We start from the raw sequence: 26,133 nt of genomic DNA on the forward strand, positions 1-26,133 counted from the left end.
ATGACGGGGGACTGCTCGGCGCGGCGTGGCGGCAGCGGTTCCGGGCTACGCCCTTCACCGCTGCCGCCACGCCAGTACTCTCATCCTGATTGACGCGCTGCTCTCATCTTGTTTGACGCGCGGCAAGACTGAATCCTTCCATGGTCCAAGACCTCGCAGCAGTGTTACGAGGACACGTTCGCAGTCCACCGTATATTGGTCGCTGTAACCGTCGAGCGTTGCGGGCTTGGCCATCAGAAGCCGATCCTTTCTTTGCGGAAGTGCTCGGCCAGTTCCTTGGAGCGGCCTTCGCCGCGCAACAGGTCGAGATAGATTTGGATGGGACTCGCGAGCCACAGGTCATCGACCCTGTCGCGAAACAATAGTTCGCCCGGTGAATCGGCATCAACGATGCCCAAGTTGGCGCCTTCGTTGACGACGCGTCCGCCTAGATCACCAATCGCGGCATCGGCGTTCGCACCGATCAGCACCCGCACGCGGACCTGCGAGACGTTGGAAAGGAATGGTGCATAACGTTGCGCGGCCGCCTCGTGAGTGATTTCGTACTCGACATTGTGCATGTCAAAGACTTGACCGATTCGCACCGCCAGCATTTCGGGCTTCGTGCCCGGCACATAGTACCGCCTCAAGATGAGCGGGCGGATGGTGGCAAGCTGCTTAGCCCATGCGTCCAGCAAGGCGGTCGGCTCCCGAAGATGACGCTCCTTGCTCGGGCCTTGACCACGCGCGACCAACCAGTCGAAGCGCTCGAGTTCGGTCAACACTTGTGAGGCGGTAGCCGGCGACACCATCGCTTGCTGTGCAAGTTCCGTAACGCCGAACCACTTCTGATGCCGCACCAACATGGTGTGAAGCACTTGGGCACGCCGTCCGGTAAACAGCATGCGTACCGATTTCGCAAGGGCCTTGGGCGGTGGTTTTTCGATGTAGAGATATGCACCCGGCGCGGGCAGGTACAGGCTGCCGCCGCTATCGTAGTAGCCGATGCGCTCGCTTCTGAGCAGTTCCTTCGCTCCAGGCGAGAGGGACTCGGCAACGAGGAGTGGCAATGGCACTTGCCCTGCAGGTCGGTTATGACTCGCTTCCCGAAGTTGCCAGACCAGTTGGCGGACATCTCGGGGAAAGACTGTTTTTTTCACTTCGATAAGCAAGACGAAGGACTTGCCGGCGACGTGCAGAGCGACCTCGGCGTCGTATCCACGGTCACCGCGCGTTGTGACGCGATCGCGATGGGCGAGGGTGGCCGCCACTTCCGGAAGCTCTCGTAGAGCGTCAATGAACCGGTCAATGAGCTGTCGTTCGGTCAGACGAGACTCGAGCATAGGTGCGGATCGCTTGTTTACTGTTCAGTAAATATGCGCATTATAGTGAATATTCACTGGACTACCAATATTTACTGCGCAGTAAAAATTGGGTCTTCCGACCGGCAGGACACCAGATCACGTCGCCTTCGGCCTCCGGGAAAATGACATACTGTCGCCTGCGGCGGCACCCGCCCGAACCGGCCCCGCCCGGCCCGGCGCGGATCAGTCGGGGACGAATGCGCTCGAGCGAGCGCTCGTAGTGGCACTGGCCAGCAAGTTCGCCGAGCGGCGGTGCGTGTTCGCGAGCCTGCGCATCAGCGGCAACAGCAGGATGGAGATGAGCGCACCTGCGGCGGCGAGCCACCCGAGTCGAGCAAAAAGATCGATATAGAGCGGCAGCGATTGCACCGCGGGCAAATCGTTCGATGGCAATTGCGCGAGATTGGCGACGACGCTTCCCAGATACTGCGCCACACCCGTTGCAACGAAGTAGGCGCCCATCATGAAGCCGCCCATGCGCGCCGGTATATAGCGGGCGATCATTGCCAGCCCCAGCCCGCTGACGAGCAGTTCTCCGAGCGCATTGAGCCCATACCCCAACACCAAGAACCACGGCGAAACACGGCCGTCCATCGCGTAGCGACCGCTTACCGCATAGACGAAAAAGCCGGCCGCCACGGCGACGAACCCAAGCGCGAATTTCGTCGCGACGCCGACATCGCGTCCGCCTTGTGCGAGGCGCGTATAGAGCCCCGCAAGCAACGGACTCATCAGCATGACCCAGATCGGATTGAGCGCCTGGAACTGGGCGGGGCTCCACGAGAACAGCGTGACGCCGGCAATCGAGAGGGCGGGGTCCACATTGCGCAAAGCGAAGAGCGTCAGCGAAGTCGACATCTGTTGATAGAACACGAAGAAGAGAATCGATTGCAGCACCAGTACGAACGCCGCCACGAGACCGGCACGCTCGGCGCGCTCGCAGGTCAGTGTCATCAACGCGAAGATCGCGACGATCGCCACGGCGGCGGCGTAGACGCACGCGACGGCAAGCGCCCGATGCTGAAGAACGAAGACCGTCGCAAGCGCGAGCGCGGCACCTGCCGCCAGCACCATCGCGAGGCGCCGACGATGCACGGGATTGTCGTCGGGTGCCGAGCCGATCCGCACGAGCGTGCCGTATCGCGCGAGACAGTTGATTACGCCAACGGTCATGCCGGCGCAGCACACGCCGAAAGCCGCATGCCAACCCCAGCGGTCCTTGATCCACGGCGTGGCGAGCATCGATACGGTGGAACCGACGTTGACCGCCATGTAATAGATCGTGAATGCGCTATCGATGCGGGCATCGTCGCCTTCATAGATGCGTCGCACCAGATTGGCCGCGTTGGCTTTGAAAAGACCGTTGCCAACCACGATCACGCCGAGCGCGGCATAGACGAATCCGAGCCTGTCGTCGGGAATGCAGAGCATCAGATAGCCGGCGATGAGCACGGCCGCACCGAGCAGCATCGTGCGACGCGTGCCCAGCACCTTGTCGCCGATCCATCCACCGATCGAAGGCGCGGCGTAGACGAGCGCCGCGAAGGCACCCCACGTCAAGTTGGCATTGGCATCGCTAAAACCGACGCGCTCGATCATAAAAAGCACGAGTAATGCGGCCATGCCGTAATACCCGAAGCGTTCCCACATTTCAATCTGAAAAATGGTGGTAAAGGACCGCGTTTGCGATCTAGAGGAATTCATCGATTAGGACTCCTTTATGCGGATTGTCATCACGAGCCGCGATTGCGATGCTCAAAACCGTGTTTCGCGAGTGGGCGCGTACGCGCCGAAGGGCGGCTAGGCGAGGCCGCGGCGTCCAGGTGGAAACCGTGGCGCGCCTTATGCCATCGCAATGCCGCGGCGATTCTCATCAAGCGCCCGAAGCGCGTCACCTCGGGAATACACGGAGCACATCCTCCCCCGCACAGTTGATAGCTGCACATAAAAAATTTCTCGTGATTTGATGCCGCCTTTCTCAGCACATATCTGCTATTTAGGTTTCCTAACTAGTTGTTTGACGTATCTAAAACTCTGATATAAGAGCGGTGAATGAAAAAAGACAGCTTGTTTGCGGCTCGCTGTATTGCGTCGGCGCTTGCGATCGGGGCAACGACGTGCGCCGGTGCCGGGTTGGCTCGTGCCGAAGAGCCTGCGGTACCCGCAGTGCCTTCGGCCGTCGCCAATGCCGATCAGATCGAGGGGTTACCTCCCGAATCGATGCCTGTGTCGGCGCAGCCGGCAATGAGCGGACTGCTTGCGGGCAGCCGCCTGGATTTCGAGTTCCGCAATTACACCGACTATCTGCATAGCGTGGGCGGCGTGTCGCGCCATGCGTGGGTCGAAGGCGCGCAGCTCAGATGGCAATCCGGCTTTACGCCGGGTTCGATTGGCCTCGGCATCGATGCGGGTCTGTTCGGCGCGCTCAAGCTCGATGGAGGAAACGGCTCGGGCAACATGGTGCACGTGGCCCGGCACGGCAGTGGGGCGAACCAGCTCGCATGGGCGTACGCTGGGCTCTATGACGTCAAGGCGCGTGTATCGGAGACCGTACTGAAGTACGGCTTGCATGCGGTTTCCAATCCGTTTCTCGAACCTCATGACAATCGTGCGTTGCCGCCGACCTTTCTCGGCACGTCGCTTTCGAGCAGCGACGTGCGCGAACTCACGCTCCAGGCGGGCAGCTTCACCAAAGTGAATGCGCGAGGGCGCACTTCGTTGTCGGGGCTGCGCACCACCTACGGCGGCGTGCCGCTCGATCGCGTCAGCTACCTGGGCGGTACATGGTCGTATTCGCCCGAGGGAAGCGTTTCGTTTTTTGCGGATCAGGCCGACGATGTCTGGCGGCAATACTATGCGTCGATTCAACAGAGTACCGGCCATGTCGATACCGTGAAACTGACCGGCACCGCCAACGCCTATGCGACGCACGATGCGGGCGCGGCGCGCCAGGGCCCCATCGGCAGTCGTGCTTACAGCCTTGCACTGTCGGCGCAGCACGGCCCTCATGCCCTGCTCGTCGGCTACCAGAAGATTGCCGGCGACCAGTTTTTCGATTACGTGGACGAAACGGCGGGCGATTATTTGATCAACTCGATGGACGTCGACTACAACGCGCCGCACGAACAATCGCTGCAATTGCGCTACACGTTCGATGGTAAATACGCGAACTTGCCAGGTTTTTCGACACTGCTATGGGCGCAGCAAGGTTGGGGCGCGGATGCCAGCGCATCGGCTACCCGCTACGGCGCGGGCGGCCCTGCGTTCGGTTCGATCTACTTCAAGAACGGCCAGCCCGTGCATGGCCGGCACCATGAATTCGGCATCACGCCGACCTATGTGGTGCAAAGCGGGCGCTTCAAGCAAACGAAAATCGCCCTGATTGCGATGTGGCACGTCGGGTCTACCTATTATTCGGATCCGACGAGTCAGGTCTATCGCCTGGTCGTCACCGTTCCGGCCCGGTTGTTCTGAAATCGATAGTCGCGCACAAAAAAAAGCGGCGGGCATCGAGCCCGCCGCGATCGGTCGAGACAGTCTGGGAGGCGGCGTCAGCGCGCGTGCTGTTCGCCTGGCAGCTCGGCGCCGTTGGCGCGAATGGCGGCGATCAGCTCCGCCGGCGTGATTTCGTACCGCACCTCCCGGTGAATGCCGGGCTTGCGTTCGTCGATTTCGATGAGAAGGATGCTCTTGCCGTCTTCCGCCGGCTCCAGCCGCAGCGAGCGCACTTCGCGTCCGCTAGGCTCGTCGATTTCGGTGAGCAGGGTCATGGCCCCGGTGCAACGGGTGGTGCGCATCGAACGTTTCCTCGAGTCGTGAATGAATTGATTTTACGGGCAGACCGGCCATGCGGACAGTGCCGAACGGAAAGCCTGCCGGCGCGCCACACAACTCGGCCGCGCCATGCCGGCGACCGTGCTGCATGGCCCGATTCATGTCGATGAGTGTAACGCGACTTTTGCGCGCGTCAGTGGGTTTTTAAGGTGCTCGAACAGTGCGCGGCATGCAAGAATCCGTAGGGGGCGCTCAGCCCCTTCGGATTGATGCCGCCAAGCCTGCCGACCCGGGCGCCGTCAGACGCAGTGCACGCGCTCGCTCTCGATCAGCGTTTGGGCGACCTCCCATGCGTCGCGTGCGGCGTCCGTGCGGCCGTTCAACTGCCGTGCGAGTGTCGCACCGTCGAGCAGCAGCGCGCAGCGTTGTGCGAGCCGCACGGCAGCCGCACCATCGAAGCGTTCGCGGAGAATACGCTCGAGCAGATGAACGAACGCCCGCCGTTGCGCTGCCGAAGCGGCAAGAATTTCGTTCTCCTCGGCGTGAAATTCCGATGCGGCATGGATGAGTATGTTGCCCATGAACGATTCGGAGCGAAACCAGGCGTCGTGCCAGAAGAAGATGGCGCGCAGTTTGTCCAATGGTTCGGCATGCGATGCCGTGGCGGCGGCGATTCCCGCGCTCAGTGCCGCCCCCTGCTCGTTGATGACCTCGACGACGAGACGGCTTTTCGATGGAAAGTACTTATACATCGTCATTTTCGCCACGCGCGATTCAGCGATGATCCGATCGATTCCCACGGCGTGAAAGCCGAACTTTGCAAATAACCGGGTGGCAGTATCGATCAACGCTTTCTTTTTCTCACTCATTTTCGGCCCGCTTAATATATGTAGAAGTTGTGCATCTTCGCGGTAATTCCCGGTTGCCGAGAGATTTCTTCGAAGAAAACGTTGTTTCCCAAAAAAATATTTCGCGGCAGGCGGCTTGCGACCTGAACGTCCCGCGCACCTCTCAATGCGCGGCGGATCGTAAGTGATGTCATTCAAATCGAAGCGCGTGCCGAAATCAAGTCCCGCGTTTTAAATCGCCTCGATTCCCACGTTTTGAATTCGTGCGATAGCAACTGGATCGGCCCGCCCCGCTGGGCACCGCGCCGAGCAGGGCCTACAATCGGAAGGCGTGCAAATTTGTTCGGGCGAGAGATGGTGACGCTTTATGACGTGCTGGGTGTGCGCGACGACGCCACCGAAGAGGAAATCAAGCGGGCGTACAGGAAGGCGGCGATGCGCTCGCATCCCGACCGCAACGTCGGGCGCGAGGCAGCCGCGCATGCCAGCTTTCAGCAGGTGAAAGAAGCCTATGCGATTCTGTCGGACCCGGAGCAGCGGCGCGTCTACGATGCCGTGTTCGCCGAGGAAATGGGCCGTCTTACCCGTCACCGCGACGAGGAGCGCCGGCGAGCCGAGGAGGAGGCAGAGGCCGAATATGCCCGGTATGTGACGCTCGCCATCCGATTCGCGGACCAGGGCCATTCGCGCGATGTGCTGTTCGGCGTGCTGCTCGGCCGTGACTGCGAGCCGGCGCTTGCGGCCCGCATTGCCGATGGGGTGGCCGCGCTGCAGGCAGCGCGTGCGGGCGACTCCGTTGCGGCGGATCCGCGAGCGCAAGCGGGCCCAGGCGACGACCTTGCTCGGAACGCACATGGAGCGCATGAAGGCAGGGAGGACCACGACGTCAATGAAGACGACGAAGACCAAGAGGGTCACGACGGCCGCGCAGCGGGCGATGCTATGCGAGCCCGCGGCGAAGCCGGACACGCGAACCTTTTGAGCGCGCTTTGGCATGGCATGTTCGGCCTGCGTCCGTAGTCTTCACTAGCGGCCGGGCGTGCGCCTGCGCTTTTGTGCAATGACGGCCGAATGCCAGCCGGTTCGTCGAGCCTGCTATCTTCTGGACGGGATCGATGCGTTGACTCGGCGCACCGGCCCGATTCGCATAGTCTGTCAGGGATAAACGGTGATCACTCGCATTCCGGCGAATTGGCACGAAGCCCGATCGCGTCGCAATGTAATAACAAGACGCTTGCAGCGTGGCATACTCCGCCCATTCAAAAAGAATTGGGATTGATTCGATGAGACTCGCATTGCTTCGGGCGCGCGGGCGCCGCGTGCTTTGTCACCCGGCTCACGCGGCCGCACTGTCTCTGATGCTTGCCGGCTGCGGCAGTAGCGCGCCGCTGTTTACGCACGACGGGCGCCCCACGATCCTCGTTCAGTGCGCGGCGCAGGGTCCGGCGAGCGCGTGCATGGAAAATGCACGCGGCATGTGTGGCGGGGATTTCGACATCATCCAGCAATCGATCACGGACGGTACGCGCAATCTGCTTTTTGCATGCAAGGCCAAATGAAACTGCACTTTTGCGCGCACCACCGGTCACAGCGGTACTATTCGGCCTAACAAAAGGAGGCGTATATTCATGGCAACGTATAGGCAACTCACCGAACAGCTTGCAAAGGTCCAGGCGCAAATGGCAGCAGCGCGTGAAAAGGAACTAGCCGCGGCGATTGCTCACATCAAGGAGCAGATTGCAGAATACGGAATCACGGCCGAAGAACTCGGCTTCTCCGGCAAACGCACGCGCAAAGCTCAATCGGGCGGATTGCCGCCGAAGTACCGCGATCCGAAGACAGGCAAAACATGGAGCGGCCGTGGCCGGGCGCCTGCATGGATCGGTAAGCGCCGCGACCGGTTTCTCATTCAGGAATGAGCGTTGAGGCGTTCGCCCTCGTCAGCATGGAAAGCCATCGGAATGACGAAGGAAGAATCGCTCGGGCGCGTGCGATCGATTGGCGGATGCCTTTATTCCCTAAAGATCGATGAAACATAAAGTCATCTACGATACGGATCCAGGCATCGATGACGCGATGGCGCTCGTCTTTCAGGCGCTGCATCCCGACATCGAGCTGCTGGGCGTCACCAGCGTGTTCGGTAATGCCGCGATCGAGACGACCACGCGCAATGCGCTCTATCTGACATCGCGTTTCGCGCCGGGCGTGCCGGTCGCCCGCGGCGCGGCGGGACCGCTCGAAGGCAATGCGCCGACGCCGCTTCCGACGATACATGGCGACGATGGGCTCGGTAACATCGAGCCGCATTTGCCCGAGGGCTGCCGCGCCGATGCGCGCGCTGCGTCGCGGTTCATCGTCGAGACGGTGAAAGCCCATCCCGGTGAGGTGACGCTTATCGCCGTCGGGCCGATGACCAACCTCGCGCTCGCGCTCGACGAAGAGCCCGCCTTGGCTTCGCTCGTCAAGCAAGTCATCGTGATGGGCGGCGCGTTCGGCATCGGCGGTGTCATGGGTAACGTGACCCCGGCCGCCGAAGCGAATATGCATGGCGATGCGCAAGCGGCGGACCGTGTATTCGGTGCCGGGTGGCCCATCGTTATCGTTGGGCTCGATGTGACGCAGCGCACGGTCATGTCCACCGACTACCTCGCGCACTTGCGCGACGCGGGTGGAGAGCCCGGACGTTTCGTATGGGATATCTCGCGGCACTACGAAGTGTTTCATCGCGCGAGCGAAGGCGTCGCCGGCATCTACGTACATGACGCTTTGGCCGTTGCCTATCTGCTCGCTCCACAATACTTCCGAACGCGCAATGGGCCGGTGCGGGTACTGACAGAAGGTATTGCCGCGGGACATACGATCCAAAAACCGGAGGGCATGCCGGTTCCCGCGCCCGACTGGGACGCAAGGCCCGCGTGCACCGTCTGTATCGATGTGGATAGCGACGCAGTATTGGCGCTTTATCGGCGCACGTTGTGCCCCATCTGAACGCCGCCGATCCACTCCCCGAAAACACTCACCTTTAGCGCCGCGGTCAGTCGCAAGCGAGCGCACACGGCCCCGCGTAGCGGGGCTTTCGCGGCACGACCCGCTTCATTTTCCCCCTGCTCCCGAAAACGCTCACCTTCCGTTGCAGACGACGCATCGGCTATCGACATTCGCAGCTATCAGGTCAAGCAGTTGTTTCTGCGCCGCGCGCTCAATAGAGTGAATCGGACTTGACGATCGGCGAAAGCGCGCCGAACCGAACAACGACACCGATTGCCGTGCGGCCGCCGAGCGCTCGGAGCAAGCGCTTAGCGCGGTCTCTTGACCGCCACGGTAATGGGACAGGAGACGAAGCGCATGGAACGTCTTTTTTCGGCCCTTTGTGGCGGATTGCTGTTGCTCGCCCTGGCAATGAGTTCAGTACCGGCGCTGGCCGCGTCAGGTCCTGGCGCGCCGATCGGCGCCGGCAGCGGACCCGGTGGGGCGAAGCTGCCTCCGATGCCGCGCCCGCCGACGCTCTTGCCGCGCTCGCGCGAAGAGTGGCTTTTCGATCTGGCTCCGTCCGATCGGTTGCGTCCCGAACTGATGACGCCGGAGATGCGGCGCCGCGCGCGAGCTAAACGGCAGGCAGGGGGCGAGGCATGCCCATCGATGGATGCGATGGCCGGCCTGCGTGGCGAAGCGCTGGCCGAGCGGGTAGCCACGCTTGCCGACTCGGCCTGTGCCAATGCGTTCTTCGAAGCCACCCGCGAACAGGCGCGGCAGTTGTTCGGCGACGATAATCTCAGGGCTGTCGCGACGCGTTTCGCAACCGAGGGTGAGGCATATGGGCCCGGCAATCGCGCCCTGTTGAATCTGACGCTCTTTCTAAGGGCTGCTTACTATCTGGCGAACCAGGGAACAGCACCACCCCTTCCCGACGATATGACCAGCCGCTTGCGCCCTGTCATCACGCGAGTACTGACGGGCAGTGCGATCGGGCTCCCGAATCCGAGCGCCGCGACGAGCGCCGGTGAGCTCATCACGCTCATCGTCAATATGCACGACGAATCGGCGTACCTGCCGTTCGCACGGCAATGGGTCACGCGCTTCACGAATAGCGCGCAGTCTCCGGCAATCGCCAGCACGCTGGACGAGCCCGGTCTCGCCTATGCGTTCACCGCTATTCTCAAAGTTTTTTACTTCGCGCACTATCGTCACGACGCGGCCCAAATCGTCGGAAACGACCCTTCCTATGCGCTCGCGTTATACGGCTTCGTCAAAGCCAATAAGCGCGATTTGCTTGCCGCGCGGCACGCGAGCTACCTGCTCAATCAGGCGGCGAGCGAAGCCTTTCGCTTCGCGACCTATCCGAGCCTGCTGCCGACGATCAGGCCGCTCATTCAAGACGCGCTGGCCGACTCGACGATGGCGGGGCCGGACCGTCTCGTCTGGCTTGCCGCTGCGCAGGCCGTTCAGGCTTACGACGCCGATCATTGCAGTGTCTATGGCACGTGTGGGTTCGAAGGACCGCTAGCGGACGCCATTCTCGCGCGGCGTTATCGCTGCGCGAATGGAGCGATCGCATTGCGCACGGCATCGCTGACGCCGAGTGAGGCGGATCAGGCGTGCACCCTCATGCGGAAAGAAGCGCCTCGTTTTCATGAAATGTTGCGTACTCATGAGATCCCCGTGGCGGATGATCATAATACGACGCTCGAGGTCGTTGTCTTTTCGGATAACACCGAGTACGAGAACTATTCACCGGTACTCTTCGGAAACGATACGGATAACGGAGGCGTCTATCTGGAAGGCGACCCCGCTGCGCCGAAAAACCAGGCGCGCTTTATCGCGTTCGTGGCAACCTGGTTGAAGCCGCATTTCGAAGTATGGAATCTACGGCACGAGTTCGTTCATTACCTGGATGGGCGATTCGACCTCCATGGCGATTTTGAAGCATCGACAAACGTGCCGACAGTCTGGTACATCGAAGGGCTCGCCGAATACATCTCACGCGGCAACGATGACCCGGAATCGATCGAGGCGGCGAAGACAGGGCGCTACCGGCTCAGTGAGATCTTCGCCAACAGCTATACGATGGACGACTATGTGAGCCGGGCCTATCGTTGGGGATACATGGCCGTGCGCTTCGTCTTCGAACGGCATCCGGAGGTGTTGTCGACGATTTTGCCGATGTTTCGTAACGGAGACTACGCGGCTTACTGGAGCTATATGTCGGGATTGCCGTCGCAGCTGGACGGGGAGTTCGCCCAATGGGTGCTCACCACGACGGCCGACGGCACCTCGGAGGGCGATTGATCGCGCTCGACCGCGTTCACGCCGCGGCGACGCGAGCGATATCGGCCTCGACCATCATGTTGCAGAGCGCCTCGAGCGAGGTTTGCGCATGCCAGTCGAGTTTCTCGCGTGCTTTGTCGGCGCAGCCGATCAGCAAGTCGACTTCCGACGGGCGATAGAACTTCGGATTGACCTCGACGAGCACCTTGCCTGTCGCCACATCGATGCCGCGTTCTGTCTGGGCGTGACCGCTCCATTCGAGTTGGTAGCCCGCCGCGGCGAACGCGATGCGTACGAAATCGCGCACGGTCTCGGTGCGCTGGGTCGCGAGCACGTAGGTGTCCGGTTCGTCGACCTGAAGCATGCGCCACATGCCTTCGACGTATTCGCGCGCAAAGCCCCAATCGCGTTTCGCATCGAGGTTGCCGAGCTCGAGCTTGTCCAGCTTGCCGGCCTTGATGCGGGCAACGGCATCGGTGATTTTGCGGGTGACGAATTCGAGACCGCGCAGCGGAGATTCGTGATTGAACAGAATGCCGCAGGCGCCGAAGATGTCGTAGGACTCGCGGTAGTTGATCGTCGTCCAGTGAGCGAAGAGCTTGGCGACGCCATAGGGGCTGCGTGGATAAAACGGTGTGCTCTCGACTTGGGGGATGGCTTGGACCTTGCCGAACATTTCCGACGTGGAGGCCTGGTAGTAGCGAATGCTCTTGTCGACGATCCGGATTGCCTCGAGCAGATTGAGCGCGCCGATGCCCGTGACCTCGGCCGTGGTGACCGGCTGATCGAACGAGACGCCGACGAAGCTCTGGGCGGCCAGATTGTAGAGTTCGTGGGCGTGCGTGCGTTCGAGCAGCCTCACGGTCGAGCCGAGATCGGTCAGATCGTGCTCCACGAGCGAGAGATTGGGATGTTGCTCGATGCCGAGCTCGGCGATTCGCCAGAAGTTGACCGAACTGGTCCGGCGATAGGTGCCGACAACCGAGTAGCCCTTTTCGAGTAGCAGTTGCGCGAGGTAGGCGCCGTCCTGCCCGGTTACGCCGGTGATGATCGCTTTGCGTGCGGGGTTCATCCCAATCATGGAAATGCTCCTTTTACGTGTAATTCAATGGACGCCGCTTAATCACGGGCCAGGGCGACAGACGAAAGACCTGACCTGCGCCTTTCGCCGCGCACGAGGCGTTTCTCGAGCAGGAACCAGCTCGCGGTTGCAAACGCGAGCGTGAGCGCCAGCGCGGCGAGCGCGCTGGAATACTTGCCGTAATTGAATTTCCACATCAGGCCGATGAATGTCACGTGCACGAGATAAACCGTGTAGCTGATCGTGCCGAGATAGACGAGAACAGGGTGGGAAAGCACACGCGTGACGATGCCGCGGCTTCGCAGGGCGAGAATCACGACCGATGTGGATAGCACGAGCGTCAGGCTATAGAGGCCTGCATTCGACAGCGGCCGATTGGAGTCGCGGATGTCCGGATAGTGGAAGTGCAGCCAGGCCAGGATGGCGAGCGTGCCGGCGAGCATGGCCCATGCGGCCCACCGGAGCTGCTTCGGCAGATCGGGACGCCGGCGCATCAGTACTGCGAGCAGCGCGCCTGCGCAGAGCAGGTCCATGCGGAACGGGGTAAGAAAATAGATGGGCCAGAACGAGCTGAAGAGCGGTGTGGCGGCCGCGCGCAGAATCGGCGCGACGACGATGCCGGCAGCGGCGACGATGCCGAGCGTGCGCTCGGAGACCAGCAGGACCACGATCGGCCAGACGAGGTAGAACTGTTCCTCGACCGCCAGCGACCACAGCACACCGAATCCCGGGTTGCCCGAATCGCCCAGCGATTGCCCGATATTCGTGGCGAAAAATGCGTACCACCACCACTGCTTGAGCCAGCCGAGGCCGAAGAGCAGCGACGACAAAATCAGCAACAGGATATACGGCGGCAGAATTCGCTTCGCGCGGCGTGCGTAAAAATAACCGAAATACGATTGATTGCGCGATTTTCGATCGACCAAAATACCGGTTATCAGGAAACCGCTGAGCACGAAGAAAAGATCGACGCCCATCCACAGCGAAACGCCGAACGCGTGGTTCATGAATACCGCGAGCACGGCGACGGCGCGCACGCCATCGAGCTGGACGATGCGCGCGTGCGGACGGGCGATATCGGTTTGGGGCCGATGAGGCGTGAGCAACTCAGACATGGGTATCCTTGCGAATTCCCTTCACCGGCGCACATCCCCGGCTTGGGCCAAAAAAGTCCGCCCCATTCTGCGGAAAAAGAAATTGACGAAAAACCACTGATCGTGCAGCGGATGCCTGCCGACCGGAGCGGGACGAACTCCATTCGAAATAAAGTGCCGCATGGCGCGGCGCCCATTGAATGTGCGCGAGAATTTTTTGGAATTATTTGCGCGTTTCCGCCAAATAGTTTGTTCGTACGCTAGCGGTCGGCTCTCTCTCGAATTCAAGGAGGCATTTCGTGCGTGTTCTGTCTCGCGCGGCGCTTTTCGCCGTCGCCCTCGGCATCGGCGCGGTCGCAGGCCTGTCCGCGTATGCGGCGGACGAGGACAACGATAACGTCTTGGCTGCGACCACGTCATGGATCGGTAACACGTTCGGTTACGGCCACGGCATGTGGACCCAGATCGATATCACGTCGATCGCGGTCTCGCCCGACGGCAAGGTCTACACCAATTCGCCTTGGGACGAAAGCGGCGCCGAGGCGAGTGTCTATCAGAACGGCAAGCAGCTCGAATTCGCGGGCGGCACGCACGGCTGGGGACGCTCGGGCGGCGAGGCGGTGGCGATCAACAGCCGCTATGTCTTCGTGGGTACATCGGTCGGCAACGAGCGCGGCAAGCTCGTTGCCGATGGCGTCTGGCCGCCAACCGGCGAGCATTGGTTCGGCATTTCGCGGCGGGACCTCGCGAGCGTCAAGAAGACGGTACCGTTTCGCGCGGTGGCGCGCGCGGATGCGCACGGTCAGCTTGCGGCTGGCTTTTTGCCGGTCAACCGCGTGTCTTCGGGCACCAAAGCGCCGATCTATGGTTTAGCCGCGAGCGAGACGACTGTCTACGCGTCCAACACCACACGCGACGAAATCGACGTGATCGACGCGGAATCGATGCAGCAAAAAAGCGCCTGGAAAGTTCACGAACCGGGGCGGATCGCGCTCGCGCCGGACGGCACACTGTGGGTGCTGACGGACAGCCTGAGCGGGTCCGTGCCTCGTCTCGCGCATTACACCGCCGACGGCAAGCAGCTCTCGGACAAGGTCGCGTTGCCGCAGGACGCCGTTCCCGTCGATATCGCCGTCGACAAGAAAGGACGCCTCTATGTTGCTGACAACGGTTGGCGTCAACAGGTGCTCATCTTCACGGCATCGCATCCCGGCCAGTACGAGCTGACCGATACGTTCGGCGAGCGCTACGGCATCTGGGCCGGCAAGCCGAGCGAGCAGGGGCGGCCGGGGCCGATGCGATTCAATGGCTTGACCGGCGTCGGTGTCGATGCGGGCGGCAACATTTATGTCTCGATGAACGGCGTGGGCCCGCAACTGGGCTCGACCGGCGCGGGGCTCGGCGCAACGCTAGCGAGCTACACGCCCGACGGCAAACCGCGGTGGCAGGTCGATGGGCTGCTTTTCGTGGACGGTGCCTGCATCGATCCGTCTCGTCCGAATAGCGTATTCACGGGCAACAAGCGCTTTGAACTCGACTGGTCGAAGCCGCCCGGGCACGAATGGAAATACGCCGGCTTCCTGTCGAACCGGTTCAAGTACCCCGAAGATACCGTCTTCCATATGGATCAATGGCCCGGCACGCCGATGGCGCGACAGCTGAACGGCAGAACGTTCCTCTATCTGACGGACATGTACGCCGATCACCTCAAGATCTATCGCTTCGATCCGGCGCACGACGGCGAAACGGCGATTCCTTCGGGCTTCATCGCGGGCCGGCCAGGTCCGGTGCACGCGATCACGACTGCGCCGCCGGGCGGCGAATGGATCTGGCGCAATGCCAATGGCGACGGCAAGTTCAATCCGCAGGAGTTCCAGCGCAATAGCACCGACGAGCATCTTGCGGGGGGCTGGGGCTGGTGGGTCGATGCCAAGGGCGACATCTGGCGTGCGAACGACACGCGTATTCATCGCTTGCGCTTCGGCGGCGTGGACCGCTCGGGCAACCCGATTTACGCGTACGACAAGATGACGACCTACGCGATTCCTGCGCCATTCAAATTCGTGAAGCGCGCGGTCTACGATACGAGGACCGATTCGCTCTATGTCACGGGCTACACCGACGACGCCATGCCCAACAGCAACGACGTGCCGAAAGAGATCGGCCGCGTGCTGGCACGCTACGACGGATGGTCGACCGGCAAGCCGGTCCTGCGCTTCACGACTCAGTTGCTGTGGCAGCCGAAGGGCAAGGAGCGCCGCACGCTCGTCAGCGTGACGCAGGAGGGCGACTACGTCTTCGCCGTCGAGTTCATCGGCATCGTGCATGTATTCGATCGCAATACCGGTGCGCAGATCGGCGTAATCAAACCGGGACCCGAAGTCGGTAATGCCTCGGGGCACGTCGACGTCGCCAATGCCATCAGCGCGTATAAGCGTGCGAATGGCGAATACGTCGTATTCGTCGAAGAGGACGCACGCGGCAAGGTGCTCATGTACCGCTGGACCCCCGCCGCGGGCGAGAAGAACCAAGGCGGGAAGAAAGGCGCGAAGCATCAGGCAGCCGGCAACGGCATCGGCGAGGGCTAATGACTGGGCATTCGATGGATAAAGGCATGCTCAAGAATGTCGCGATCAACTTTTTCGGGTTGGTCCTGCCGACATTCGTTTCACTCGTGACCGTGCCCAGCTACATCAAGCTGCTCGGTGTCGAACGTTACGGCGTCGTGAGTCTCGTGTGGACGTTCATCGGCTACTTCGGCGTGCTCGACCTCGGCATGAGCATGGCGGCGCAAAACCATATTTCGAAGGCGCGTGCCTCCAACGACGAAGGCCAGAGCGCGCTCGTTTTCTGGAGCGCGTTCTGGCTCAATCTCATCACCGGGATTGCCGGCGGCGTCATCATTTATATCGGCGGTTATCTCTATACCGCGTATTTCACACACCTTTCACCGGTGATGCGCGCGGAAGTCATACATGCGTTGCCGTGGCTCGCGCTGGCGATTCCGATTGCCAATGTTTCGTGGGTTTGCGCGGGGGCGATCAACGGCGCCGAACGCTTCGGCGTCTTCAATACGAATCAGACGCTCGGTACGTTCCTCTTCCAGCTGATGCCGCTGGGCGCCGCCTGGCTCATCGCGCCCACGCTGCCGAACGTGCTGGCCGCTGCCGTGGTGGCGCGAGCGATCGCCGCGCTGCTGCTCGCGCGGGCGAGCATGCGTGTACTCGATATCAAGCGGGTGATGATGCCGAGTCTCACCGTGGCCAAGGAGCTCTTCCGCTTCGGTGGATGGATGCTTGCGGCAAGCATGGCCATCATGGTCGGCGATACGCTCGATCGCGTGTTGCTGGGTGCCGGACTCGGCGCGCGCTACGTGACTTATTACACGGTGCCGCAAAATCTGGTCACCCGACTGAACATGCTGCCGACGGCCTTCGTGCGCACTCTTTTTCCGCGCTTGTCCGCCGTCGAGCGCGACCACGCCGACGTGCTCGTGCGGCAGGCGCTGGAAGTCCTGAACGGATTGTTCACACCGGTCATGATCGTCGGCATGCTCGCGCTGGGGCCGTTTCTCAATTTGTGGGTGGGCAGCGAGCTCGCCGCCGCATCCGTGAACGTGGGGCGCGTGCTCATCGTTAGCGTCTGGCTCGTGGGGCAGGCCGGTGTGACGCGTCTTCTGATTCAATCGCAGATCGATCCCGCGCACGCAGCCTGGATCGGCATCATCGAGCTACCGTTTTTTGCCGGCATTCTGATGCTGGGTATCGCGCATTTCGGTCTGACGGGGGCCGCCGTCGTCGTGGTCGGTCGTTCGCTTCTGGACTACGGCGTGCTTCTTTATCTGTCTCGGATCCGCGCGCGACAGATCGTGTTCGACATGCTCGGACATCTGGCGTTTCTCGTGGTGGCGGGCTATCTCTCGCATGAGGTGACGAATCTGGCCGCGCTCGCGATACTGGCGGCGGGATTGTGCCTGCTGAACATGGTCTGGTCCATGACGACATCCCCCTCTCTGCGCAACATGGCGCGCGCGCTGTTGTTGCGAGTCAATGCAAGGAGAAGCGCATGAGCGACGAAGCCCTTGCCGCCGCGGAAACCGCCGCATTCGTACCCGCGACACAGCCGCGACGCCTCGCGCCGGCCGTCGTCACATCGCACGTCCCGCGCGTTGCGATCGTGCACGATTGGCTCGTCACGTACGCCGGTGCCGAGCGCGTGCTCGAACAGATCATCGCTTGTTTTCCCGATGCCGATCTCTACAGCCTCGTCGATTTCCTCGACGACAGGCGGTTCGTGCGCGGCAAGCATGCGACGACCTCGTTCATCCAGCGCATGCCATTCGCGCGCAAGCGTTATCGGGCCTATCTGCCGTTGATGCCGCTCGCGATCGAGCAGCTCGATCTCAGCGCGTACGACCTCGTCATTTCGAGCTCCCATGCCGTGGCAAAAGGCGTGCTGACCGGGCCCGATCAAATCCATATCAGCTATGTCCATTCGCCGATCCGCTACGCGTGGGATCTGCAACATCAATACCTCGAGCAATCGCATCTGACGCGGGGGCTGCGCTCGGCATTCGCACGCCTGGTGCTGCATTACATTCGAAATTGGGATATTCGCACGTCGAACTCGGTCGATCATTTCATTTCCAATTCGGAATTCATTGCGCGCCGGATCAAGAAGGTTTATCAGCGCGACGCGCAGGTCATCTTTCCGCCCGTGGACGTCGATGCGTTCGAGCTCAGCGAAAAGAAGGACGATTTTTATCTGACCGCATCGCGGCTCGTGCCATACAAGAAGATCGACCTGATCGTCGAAGCGTTTTCGCGCATGCCCGATAAAAAGCTCGTCGTGATCGGCGATGGGCCGCAAATGAGCGTCGTACGTGCGAAGGCCGGTGCGAACGTCGAGGTCATGGGTTTCCAGCCGTTCGATGTGCTTCACGACCATATGCGCCGCGCGAAGGCGTTCGTTTTCGCGGCGGAGGAAGACTTCGGTATCGCTCCAGTCGAAGCGCAGGCGTGCGGTACGCCCGTCATCGCCTATGGCAAGGGCGGAGCGCTCGAAACCGTGCGCGATTTGTCGCAAAGCCGACCCACCGGCATCTTCTTCCACGAACAGACGCCGCAGGCCGTGAACGCGGCCGTCGCTGCCTTCGAGCGCGAGTCGCACCGATTTTCGCCGCGCGAGTGCCGCGCGAATGCCGAACGCTTTTCCGCCTCGAACTTCCGCGATCGCTTCACCGCCGCAGTAGAGGCGATATGTCCCGGAGCGACACGTCGAAGTGCGGCCGGCATGGTCGGCGGTGCGCCGACGCTTACCGATGCGGCGCGCGGCGCCCCGGCTGGCGCTGCGGCACCGGCAACGAAGATCCTGGCGATCGACCAGACGGGCGTGCTCGGCGGCGCCGAGCTTTCGCTGCTCGAATTCGCGCGGCAAAAAAAAGAGAGTGTCGATGTCGTGCTGTTCGACGATGGACCGTTTCGCCGCGCGCTCGCGGATGCCGGCGTGAAGGTCGACGTGCTCGATGCCTCACGGCTGCGCGGCATGTCGAAACAAGGCGCGCCGACGCTGCGCTCGCTGACCGGCGTTGCCTCGCTCGTACGCGAGACGGTCCGTCGCGCGCGAAATACCGACGTCATCTATGCCAATACGCAGCGCGCGATGGTCGTCGGCGCGATTGCGGGCGTCATTGCGCGCCGTCCCGTCGTCTGGCATCTGCGCGACATCGTCAGTGCCGAGCATTTTGGACGGATGCAGCGCATGACGATCAAATGGTTCGGCCGGCTCACGCTCGATCACGTCATCGCCAACTCGGCCGCATCGGCTGCGGCGTTCGTGGAACTCGCGAAGGTGCCGCTCAAACGTGTCGACGTCGTATTCAATGGCATTTCGGAAGCGCCGTTTCGCAAGCATGACAACACGCCGCAAACGGTGTTGCGCGAACGCCTCGGTCTGCCGGGCGATGCATTCATCGTCGGTTCTTTCAGCCGCCTAGCGCATTGGAAAGGACAGCACGTCCTGCTCGAAGCAGCGTTACGAGATCCTCAGTTGCACGTCGCGCTCGTCGGCGCGCCGCTTTTTGGCGAAGACGCCTACGAAGCGGCGCTCAAGGCTTTCGTCGAAACGCACCGCATGGGCTCGCGCGTGCATTTTCTCGGGTTTCGCGACGACGTGGCCGCCTGCATGCGTGCCGTCGATGTGATCGCGCATACTTCCATCGCTCCTGAGCCGTTTGGCCGTGTCATCGTCGAAGGCATGCTGGCGAAGCGGCCGGTGGTGGCGATGCGGGCGGGCGGCGTGACGGAGATCATCGACGACGGCATGAACGGCCTGCTGTGCGAGCCCGACAGCGCCGACGAGCTGTCGGCCGCCATCACGCGTTTGCGCACCGATGCGCAATTGCGTGCGCGGCTCGTCGACACGGGCTACGACATCGCGCGCCGCAGGTTTGGCACACGCACCTACATCGACGGCGTAAGCCGTATTCTCGCGGCTCACGCCAAGCGGCGTACGGGCTGAGCGGCGCGGTCGCGATCAATGCTGTGGCCGGCAGACGTCTCATGCCTTGCCCCGCATTGCCGGAGCAAGGCATGCGGCTTCAGGCCGCGGCGGGCTGCTCGAGGATGGGTCGGCGTCGCCGGATGCTCGACGACCAGCGCATCGCCGGACGTTCGACAAACAGATAAAACAGGCAAGCCGCGCCGATGGCCACAGGCATGAATGCGAACGTCGGCCAGATCGACAATTGCAAGGCCGAGCGGAAGAAAACGGCCTGCAGGCAGATGAAAATCGGCAGATGGATGACGTAAAGCGAATAGCTGAACAGGCCACAGCGTGCGAGTGCGCGCATCACGAAAGAGCCATCGCCGAGCGAGACAGCTTCACCTTCGGGCTTCAGCGTCGTACGCATGAGGCATGCGAAAGCGAGCGCCCATAACTGGAATGCGATGTACTGGCCGATATAAACGCTGTAATTGAAGATTGCGCAGCCGAGTACTGCGAGGGCCCCGGCGGCCAGACGCCAGTAGAGCGTTTGCCGCCGTGTCAGCGTCAAGTCCGCCGCGGCGACTCGTCTTTCAGCGAGATAGGCGCCTAGCGTCCACGAGAACCAATAGGAAGTGAAAAAGTAGATCCATACGGGCTCCAGCAGATAGCCGGATATGACGTTGATTGCCGCGATGACAGCCATGACGGCCGGCATGCCGAAGCGGCGCCGCGCGGCGAAAAGCAGCGGATAGACCGCATAGAACTGAACCTCGATCGCAAGCGTCCATAGCGCGCCGTTCGAACCGTAAGGGTGCGCAAGCAGGCCTTGCAATGAGAGCAGGCTAATCAAGAAGGCTTTGGGGCCGATTGACAGAATCTTGTGATTGACCGGCGGCAGGCTGAGGCTGATCGAATCGAAGGCGAGCGTGAGCAGCAACGCCGCGAAGAGAACGGGATAAATACGCGCGAACCGCCGGGCCCAGAATATCGGAGCGTCCAGGCGATATGCGGGATCGGCAGCCAGCCGGGCGGCTGGATTGCGATGAATGCAGTAGCCGCTGATCACGAAGAAGATCGAGACGCCGGCCGAACCCCAGGCGATCGGCATCGTCAGATAGCCGAGCAGGACGCTCGGCTCGAGCGAGAAGCCCATCGCCTGATGGAAGTGATGCAGCCCGACCCAGGCGACCTGGCGGCAATGGAAATAGGCGACGAGCAGCGCCGCCATGCCGCGCATGGCATCGATGAAGGTCTCTTTCGCGGCTGCCGTGGGCCGCACCGCGTCGATGCGTTGCGAGGGTGCGGCGGCCGGCGCGGCCGAGGGAACTGGGAAAATCGACGAATCGCTCATACAGTGCCCCGACCGATGCGCTCGGAAATAATGACAGAGTGTCTTATCACGGAGATATAAAAAGTTCCGAATCCGCGCCTATCGTAGAACGAAAAAAATCGCCGAAAACCGGTTTTTAACAAACGCTCACAACAACCCTCTGAGCCTTGCCGGGCAAGGCGCCGCAAAAAATTTGGCCCGGCCGAAGGAGATTATTGTTCGGTTTTTTCGTGTTAACGTGCAGTCACCGACAAATCGCAAATGGAGCCGCATCATGGATTTACATTGGGTAGCCGGCGTCGCGGTGCTCTTGATTCTGGTAGCCATTTCCGCATATCGCGAGGCACTCGAATCCGACAGGACGATGCGGGTGGGCGCGTTCAAGCGCGAGCGGTCGATGCCGCTCGAAGCGGACCAGGCGATGGAGCGCGTCTGATCCAAGGATGTTGACGAATTCCTTCATGGAGCCTTCAAACACAACGACTTTCCCAAGAGGGGATGAACGATGTTGAAAGTCACCAAAGCGGTATTTCCTGTGGCAGGTCTCGGCACGCGATTTCTGCCTGCCACGAAGGCCAGTCCCAAGGAAATGCTGCCGATCGTCGATAAGCCGCTTATTCAGTATGCGGTGGAGGAGGCAATCGAGGCGGGTATCACGGAGCTGATCTTCGTTACCGGCCGAAGCAAGCGCGCTATCGAGGACCACTTCGATACGTCGTACGAAATCGAGGCGGAGCTCGAGGCGCGCGGCAAGGAGAAACTGCTCGATCTCGTGCGCAACATCAAACCGAGCCACGTCGATTGCTTTTATGTGCGTCAGCCGGCCGCGCGCGGGCTCGGCCATGCCGTCCTGTGTGCCGAAAAGCTCGTGGCCGACAGTCCGTTCGCCGTGATTCTGGCCGACGACCTGCTTCATGGCGAACAGCCTGTCATGAAGCAGATGATCGACGTGTTCAATCACTATCACAGCTCGATCGTCGGGGTGGAGGCGATCGCACGGGAAGACAGCCGGTCGTACGGCGTCGTCGAAGGCCGCGAGTGGGAAGAGGACATCTTCAAGCTGTCAGGCATCGTTGAAAAGCCGTCGCCCGAAGCGGCGCCGTCGAATCTCGGTGTCGTCGGCCGGTACGTCCTGATGCCCAGCATCTTTTCGCATCTGCGCAAAATCGAAACGGGCGCACTCGGCGAGCTGCAACTGACCGACGCGCTGCAGGCGTTGCTCGCCGAAGAGCAGGTGCTGGCCTATCGCTACTACGGCACACGTTTCGATTGCGGCAGCAAGCTGGGCTATCTGAAAGCGACAGTCGAATTCGCGTTGCGCCATCCCGAGATCGGTGCGCCGTTCGATGCCTATCTGCGCGAACATATCACGCAGATGATTTCCTGACATCAGTCATCGCCTGAGCGCGCTCGCGCCCAGCGCTTCGCATCACTTCCCATCCCACCGGTACGCTCTGACGGGCGTACCCTTTATCGCCTCATGTATTGCCGATCGCAATTCGCATCGATGCGTTATGTGCCTTTCATGCAAGAAGCCGCGGCATTTGTCGCCGCGAGTCTCTCCTCTAACGCACACTTGCCACATTGAGAAGAATGCATGTTTCGCGCATAACGTTCTTCATCAAGGCGACACGATTCGCTTTTATCGTGTCCGCCATCCTGATTGAGGTCCGATCGTGGGAGGTTCAATGCCAGCGCGTCGACTCTTCACCGCATGTGGCCGATGTATTTCATTCGCGCTTGCGCGGGCGGTATGCGTGGGACTCGTCGTAGCGCTGGCCGGCTGCGGCGACGATCGCGGCAGCCGAGCGGACGATACGCTGTCGAGAGATGCCGAACGCGTGCCCACGTTGCCGGGCGCCAATCCGGCGCCCCACACTGTCGAGCCCTCGAAACCGGTTTTCGCGCAGCGTTTCGGCACCGGCGGGAGCGCTGTGGCGCCGCCCGCGTCGGGCGCGCTATTGCCCCCAGTCATGCACTCTGCCGAATAGCGGGGGTTGTGAACAGACAGAGTTCGTTCGACGCGGATCGTCCGCAGCCGACGACGGTTCAGTTTCAAGTAGTCCGCGTGTGTTCGTGCGTGTTCGCTGTGGCCTTACCCGTCGACGTGTCCCGCTTGCGCGAGGCCGTCTCGTTCCACTTCCGCTCTACGAATCGAAAATGACCTCGACAAGCCGCCGTGACTTCCTGCGTGCCGCCGCTCAAGCGGCGGGCGCCGCTGCCGCCATGGGTGCATTGCCCGCCGGTATCCGCAATGCGCTCGCCATTCCTGCCAACGATGCGACGCGCAGCATCGAGGACATCGAGCACATCGTCATCCTGATGCAGGAAAACCGCTCGTTCGACCACTACTTCGGCACCTTGCGCGGTGTGCGCGGCTATGGGGACCGCCGTGCGATCACGTTGCCCAACGGCCGGCCGGTCTGGTACCAGCCGGCTGCGGCGGATCTCGGTTACGTCTTGCCGTTTCGCCCGCGCGCGTCGAATCTCGGCATGCAGTTCCTGCAAGACTTGCCGCACGACTGGACGACGACGCATGCCGCGTGGAACGGGGGGCGCTACGATCAGTGGGTACCGGCCAAGAGTACGACGACGATGGCTTATCTCACGCGTGAAGACATTCCATTTCACTATCAGCTTGCCGATGCCTTCACGATCTGCGATGCCTATCACTGCTCGGGCATGACACCGACGGATCCGAACCGCTACTACATGTGGACGGGCTGGGTCGGCAACGACGGTAGCGGTGGAGGTCCCGTGATCGACAATGCCGAAGCCGGCTACGGTTGGTCGACGTTTCCCGAGAAGCTCCAGGCGGCCGGCATCTCGTGGAAGATCTATCAGGACATCGGAACGGGCCTGGACGCGAAAGGCTCCTGGGGTTGGACGCAGGACGCCTTCATAGGCAACTATGGCGACAACTCGCTGCTCTATTTCAACCAGTACCGGAATGCACAGCCGGGCGATCCGCTTTACGACAATGCGCGCACGGGCACCAACGTCGCAGTGAGCGGCGACTACTTCGACGTCCTGAAGCGCGACGTGCAGGGCGGCAAGCTCCCGCAGGTCTCGTGGATCGTTGCTCCGGAGGCTTACTCCGAGCACCCGAATTGGCCTGCGAATTATGGCGCCTGGTATATCGACCAGGTGTTGCAGGTTCTGACATCGAACCCGGCGGTATGGAGCAAAACAGCGCTGCTCATCACCTATGACGAAAACGATGGCTTCTTCGATCACGTCGCGCCGCCGTTTGCGCCATGGTCGCCGAGCGTCGGCCGCTCGACAGTGGACACGATCGACGAATACTACCCGGGCAAGGACGGCAATCCTGCGGGGCCCTACGGTCTGGGGCCGCGCGTACCGATGCTCGTCGTTTCGCCGTGGTCGAAGGGCGGCTGGCTCTGCTCGGAGACGTTCGATCACACGTCGATCGTCCGCTTCATCGAGCGCCGGTTCGGCAGTGGCGGAAGCCGCGATTTGAGCGAATCCAACATCACGCCGTGGCGCCGCGCCATCTGCGGGGACCTCACGCGTGCTTTCGATTTCGCGCATCCGAACGCGGCATTCCCGGCGCTTCCGGCAACGACGGGCTATGTGCCGCCCGACAAGGTACGCCATCCGGACTACGTACCGGTGCCGCCGCTCGTTCAGGCGAAGCCGAATCAGGAACCGGGCGTACGACCGGCGCGTGCGCTGCCTTACGAACTGTTCGTCCACTCGCGCGTCGAAGCGGCGCAGCGTGCGCTTCGCCTCGAGTTCATCAATACGGGTTCGACCGCGGCCGCGTTTCTCGTCTATCGTGCAAAAAGCCTCGACGCCCCCCGCTCGTATGCCGTCGAAGCGAAAAAGCGCATTGCCGATACACTCGCGTTGCCCGTCGATGGGCGGTATGACTACACCGTGCATGGCCCGAATGGATTGATGCGTCGCTTCGCGGGCACGGCCGTGCCGATTGCGGGAAGCGGCTGGAACGCGGGCACGGCGATGCCGGAGGTCACCGAGTCGTACGACGTGGCGAACGGAAACATCGAACTGCACTTGAAGAACTTCGGCAGCGCGGCTTGCGTGTTTACCGTCGTCAACGCGTACGATGGGAGCCTCGCCAAACGCAGGGTCGCCGGCGGACAAAGTGCGGACCTGTATATCGATTTGCGGGCATTCCATGCGTGGTATGACTTGAAAGTGAGCGTCGATGCCGATCCGGCGTTTCATCGAGCACTGGCCGGTCACGTCGAAACGGGCCGCGACAGCATGAGCGATCCCGCCTTCGGCGCATCTTGATCGATCGAACGGGTTCGCTCTTGGGGGCGAGCCCGCCCTTCCGTTCGACGTCACCGCTCCCTTCTCTCAATAACGTTTCCTCCGTTCCCTTTCCCGTCCCTCTCCTCTAACACGGCTGCCGCGCATTGCGATGGACCGATCGATGGTCCATAACGTCGCTCATCTCGTAATTGCGGGGTCCAGCCCATGACGTCGATCAGCCGCCGCGTTTTCATGCGGGCAGCCGCGCAAGCGGCAGGTACATTTGCCGCCGCCGGTTTGTTGCCAACTGGCATTCGCAAGGCACTCGCGATTCCCGCTCACGATGCGACGCGCAGCATCGAGGACGTCGCGCACGTCGTCGCCCTGATGCAGGAAAACCGCTCGTTCGATCATTACTTCGGTACGCTTCGCGGTGTGCGCGGCTACGGCGACCGCCGCGCCATGACGTTGCCCAGCGGCAACCCGGTCTGGAATCAGCCGGTCGTCGCCGGCTACGGTCAGCTTTCGCCCTACCGGCCCGGCGTTGTGGCGCGACAATCTGGATGAGAGACGCGCGACAAACAAGATGAGAATGTCGCGGCGAGGTTGATGATGCCGATGTTGATTGACGCTGACAAGCGTTTGTTGATTGACGCGCGGCGCATGTTGC

At 61.6% G+C, this 26,133-nt stretch carries 20 protein-coding genes and 2 pseudogenes; 14 read left to right on the top strand and 8 right to left on the bottom strand.

Translation table 11 applies throughout. The features are described from left to right. Positions 1 to 129: 129 nt before the first annotated feature. The 3 genes and pseudogenes from GWC77_RS30365 to GWC77_RS23660 form a co-directional block, all read right to left on the bottom strand. Positions 130 to 234, bottom strand: a pseudogene (locus tag GWC77_RS30365) (antitoxin); the annotation flags it as partial. Then, on the bottom strand, positions 234 to 1,322 hold the full coding sequence (locus GWC77_RS23655; RefSeq protein ID WP_173260878.1) for a hypothetical protein: 1,089 nt from the start codon (positions 1,320 to 1,322) through the stop codon (positions 234 to 236). The gene GWC77_RS23655 and the pseudogene GWC77_RS30365, both read right to left, overlap by 1 nt. 204 nt (positions 1,323 to 1,526) lie before the next feature. Further along, positions 1,527 to 3,047, bottom strand: coding sequence for a peptide MFS transporter (locus GWC77_RS23660; RefSeq protein WP_173260880.1), 1,521 nt, complete (start codon positions 3,045 to 3,047; stop codon positions 1,527 to 1,529). Between the two features lie 348 nt (positions 3,048 to 3,395). On the opposite strand from GWC77_RS23660, the gene GWC77_RS23665 reads away from it, so the two are divergent. Beyond that, positions 3,396 to 4,817, top strand: a complete 1,422-nt coding sequence (locus GWC77_RS23665; protein WP_173260882.1) for an OprD family outer membrane porin — start codon at positions 3,396 to 3,398, stop codon at positions 4,815 to 4,817. 77 nt (positions 4,818 to 4,894) lie between these two features. On the opposite strand, the gene GWC77_RS23670 is transcribed toward GWC77_RS23665, so the two are convergent. Continuing rightward, positions 4,895 to 5,140, bottom strand: a complete 246-nt coding sequence (locus GWC77_RS23670) for a hypothetical protein (RefSeq protein ID WP_173260884.1) — start codon at positions 5,138 to 5,140, stop codon at positions 4,895 to 4,897. Positions 5,141 to 5,416: 276 nt separating this feature from the next. Continuing rightward, the gene (locus GWC77_RS23675; RefSeq protein WP_173260886.1) at positions 5,417 to 5,986 is read right to left on the bottom strand and encodes a TetR/AcrR family transcriptional regulator; all 570 of its coding nucleotides are present in this window, start codon (positions 5,984 to 5,986) and stop codon (positions 5,417 to 5,419) included. A gap of 318 nt (positions 5,987 to 6,304) precedes the next feature. Between GWC77_RS23675 and GWC77_RS23680 the strand changes: the two genes are divergently transcribed. From GWC77_RS23680 to GWC77_RS23700, 5 genes are all read left to right on the top strand, one after another. Beyond that, positions 6,305 to 6,985 carry a J domain-containing protein gene (locus GWC77_RS23680; protein WP_367949091.1) on the top strand — a complete coding sequence of 227 codons (681 nt, stop codon included), beginning with the start codon at positions 6,305 to 6,307 and terminating at the stop codon, positions 6,983 to 6,985. A gap of 338 nt (positions 6,986 to 7,323) precedes the next feature. Continuing rightward, a complete protein-coding gene (locus tag GWC77_RS23685) occupies positions 7,324 to 7,524 on the top strand; it encodes a hypothetical protein (RefSeq protein ID WP_173260912.1) in 201 nt (66 codons plus the stop codon). A gap of 69 nt (positions 7,525 to 7,593) precedes the next feature. After that, on the top strand, positions 7,594 to 7,884 hold the full coding sequence (locus GWC77_RS23690; protein WP_173260888.1) for an H-NS family nucleoid-associated regulatory protein: 291 nt from the start codon (positions 7,594 to 7,596) through the stop codon (positions 7,882 to 7,884). Between the two features lie 109 nt (positions 7,885 to 7,993). Then, positions 7,994 to 8,953, top strand: a complete 960-nt coding sequence (locus GWC77_RS23695; protein WP_173260890.1) for a nucleoside hydrolase — start codon at positions 7,994 to 7,996, stop codon at positions 8,951 to 8,953. 357 nt (positions 8,954 to 9,310) lie between these two features. Next, positions 9,311 to 11,251, top strand: a complete 1,941-nt coding sequence (locus GWC77_RS23700; RefSeq protein ID WP_173260892.1) for a collagenase — start codon at positions 9,311 to 9,313, stop codon at positions 11,249 to 11,251. A gap of 16 nt (positions 11,252 to 11,267) precedes the next feature. Here the strand turns inward: GWC77_RS23700 and gmd are convergent, their stop codons facing one another. Then, the gene (gene gmd / locus GWC77_RS23705) at positions 11,268 to 12,302 is read right to left on the bottom strand and encodes a GDP-mannose 4,6-dehydratase (protein WP_173260914.1); all 1,035 of its coding nucleotides are present in this window, start codon (positions 12,300 to 12,302) and stop codon (positions 11,268 to 11,270) included. Between the two features lie 47 nt (positions 12,303 to 12,349). After that, a complete protein-coding gene (locus tag GWC77_RS23710; protein WP_173260894.1) occupies positions 12,350 to 13,426 on the bottom strand; it encodes an acyltransferase in 1,077 nt (358 codons plus the stop codon). A 341-nt stretch (positions 13,427 to 13,767) separates the two neighbouring features. Between GWC77_RS23710 and GWC77_RS23715 the strand changes: the two genes are divergently transcribed. From GWC77_RS23715 to GWC77_RS23725, 3 genes are read left to right on the top strand one after another with little or no spacing between them, the layout of a single operon-like run. Next, positions 13,768 to 15,993 carry a hypothetical protein gene (locus GWC77_RS23715; RefSeq protein WP_254367127.1) on the top strand — a complete coding sequence of 742 codons (2,226 nt, stop codon included), beginning with the start codon at positions 13,768 to 13,770 and terminating at the stop codon, positions 15,991 to 15,993. Between the two features lie 14 nt (positions 15,994 to 16,007). Next, positions 16,008 to 17,474 carry an oligosaccharide flippase family protein gene (locus tag GWC77_RS23720; RefSeq protein WP_173260916.1) on the top strand — a complete coding sequence of 489 codons (1,467 nt, stop codon included), beginning with the start codon at positions 16,008 to 16,010 and terminating at the stop codon, positions 17,472 to 17,474. Then, the gene (locus GWC77_RS23725) at positions 17,471 to 19,924 is read left to right on the top strand and encodes a glycosyltransferase family 4 protein (RefSeq protein WP_173260896.1); all 2,454 of its coding nucleotides are present in this window, start codon (positions 17,471 to 17,473) and stop codon (positions 19,922 to 19,924) included. Before GWC77_RS23720 ends, GWC77_RS23725 begins: the two co-directional genes overlap by 4 nt. A 79-nt stretch (positions 19,925 to 20,003) precedes the next feature. Here the strand turns inward: GWC77_RS23725 and GWC77_RS23730 are convergent, their stop codons facing one another. Next, positions 20,004 to 21,242 (bottom strand): acyltransferase, encoded by a 1,239-nt coding sequence (locus tag GWC77_RS23730; protein ID WP_173260899.1) that lies wholly within the window; start codon positions 21,240 to 21,242, stop codon positions 20,004 to 20,006. A gap of 253 nt (positions 21,243 to 21,495) precedes the next feature. On the opposite strand from GWC77_RS23730, the gene GWC77_RS23735 reads away from it, so the two are divergent. From GWC77_RS23735 to GWC77_RS23755, 5 genes and pseudogenes are all read left to right on the top strand, one after another. Next, on the top strand, positions 21,496 to 21,657 hold the full coding sequence (locus GWC77_RS23735) for a hypothetical protein (RefSeq protein ID WP_173260901.1): 162 nt from the start codon (positions 21,496 to 21,498) through the stop codon (positions 21,655 to 21,657). A 69-nt stretch (positions 21,658 to 21,726) separates the two neighbouring features. After that, complete coding sequence (gene galU / locus GWC77_RS23740) at positions 21,727 to 22,608, top strand: UTP--glucose-1-phosphate uridylyltransferase GalU (RefSeq protein WP_173260903.1); 882 nt, start codon at positions 21,727 to 21,729, stop codon at positions 22,606 to 22,608. 370 nt (positions 22,609 to 22,978) lie between these two features. Then, the gene (locus GWC77_RS23745) at positions 22,979 to 23,212 is read left to right on the top strand and encodes a hypothetical protein (RefSeq protein ID WP_173260904.1); all 234 of its coding nucleotides are present in this window, start codon (positions 22,979 to 22,981) and stop codon (positions 23,210 to 23,212) included. A 169-nt stretch (positions 23,213 to 23,381) separates the two neighbouring features. Continuing rightward, positions 23,382 to 25,502 (top strand): phosphocholine-specific phospholipase C, encoded by a 2,121-nt coding sequence (locus GWC77_RS23750; RefSeq protein ID WP_173260906.1) that lies wholly within the window; start codon positions 23,382 to 23,384, stop codon positions 25,500 to 25,502. A gap of 186 nt (positions 25,503 to 25,688) precedes the next feature. Further along, positions 25,689 to 26,003 (top strand): annotated as a pseudogene (locus GWC77_RS23755) (alkaline phosphatase family protein); the annotation flags it as partial. Positions 26,004 to 26,133 lie beyond the last annotated feature (130 nt).

It is taken from the genome of Paraburkholderia sp. NMBU_R16, assembly GCF_013282575.1.
In the GTDB taxonomy this organism is placed as follows: domain Bacteria; phylum Pseudomonadota; class Gammaproteobacteria; order Burkholderiales; family Burkholderiaceae; genus Trinickia.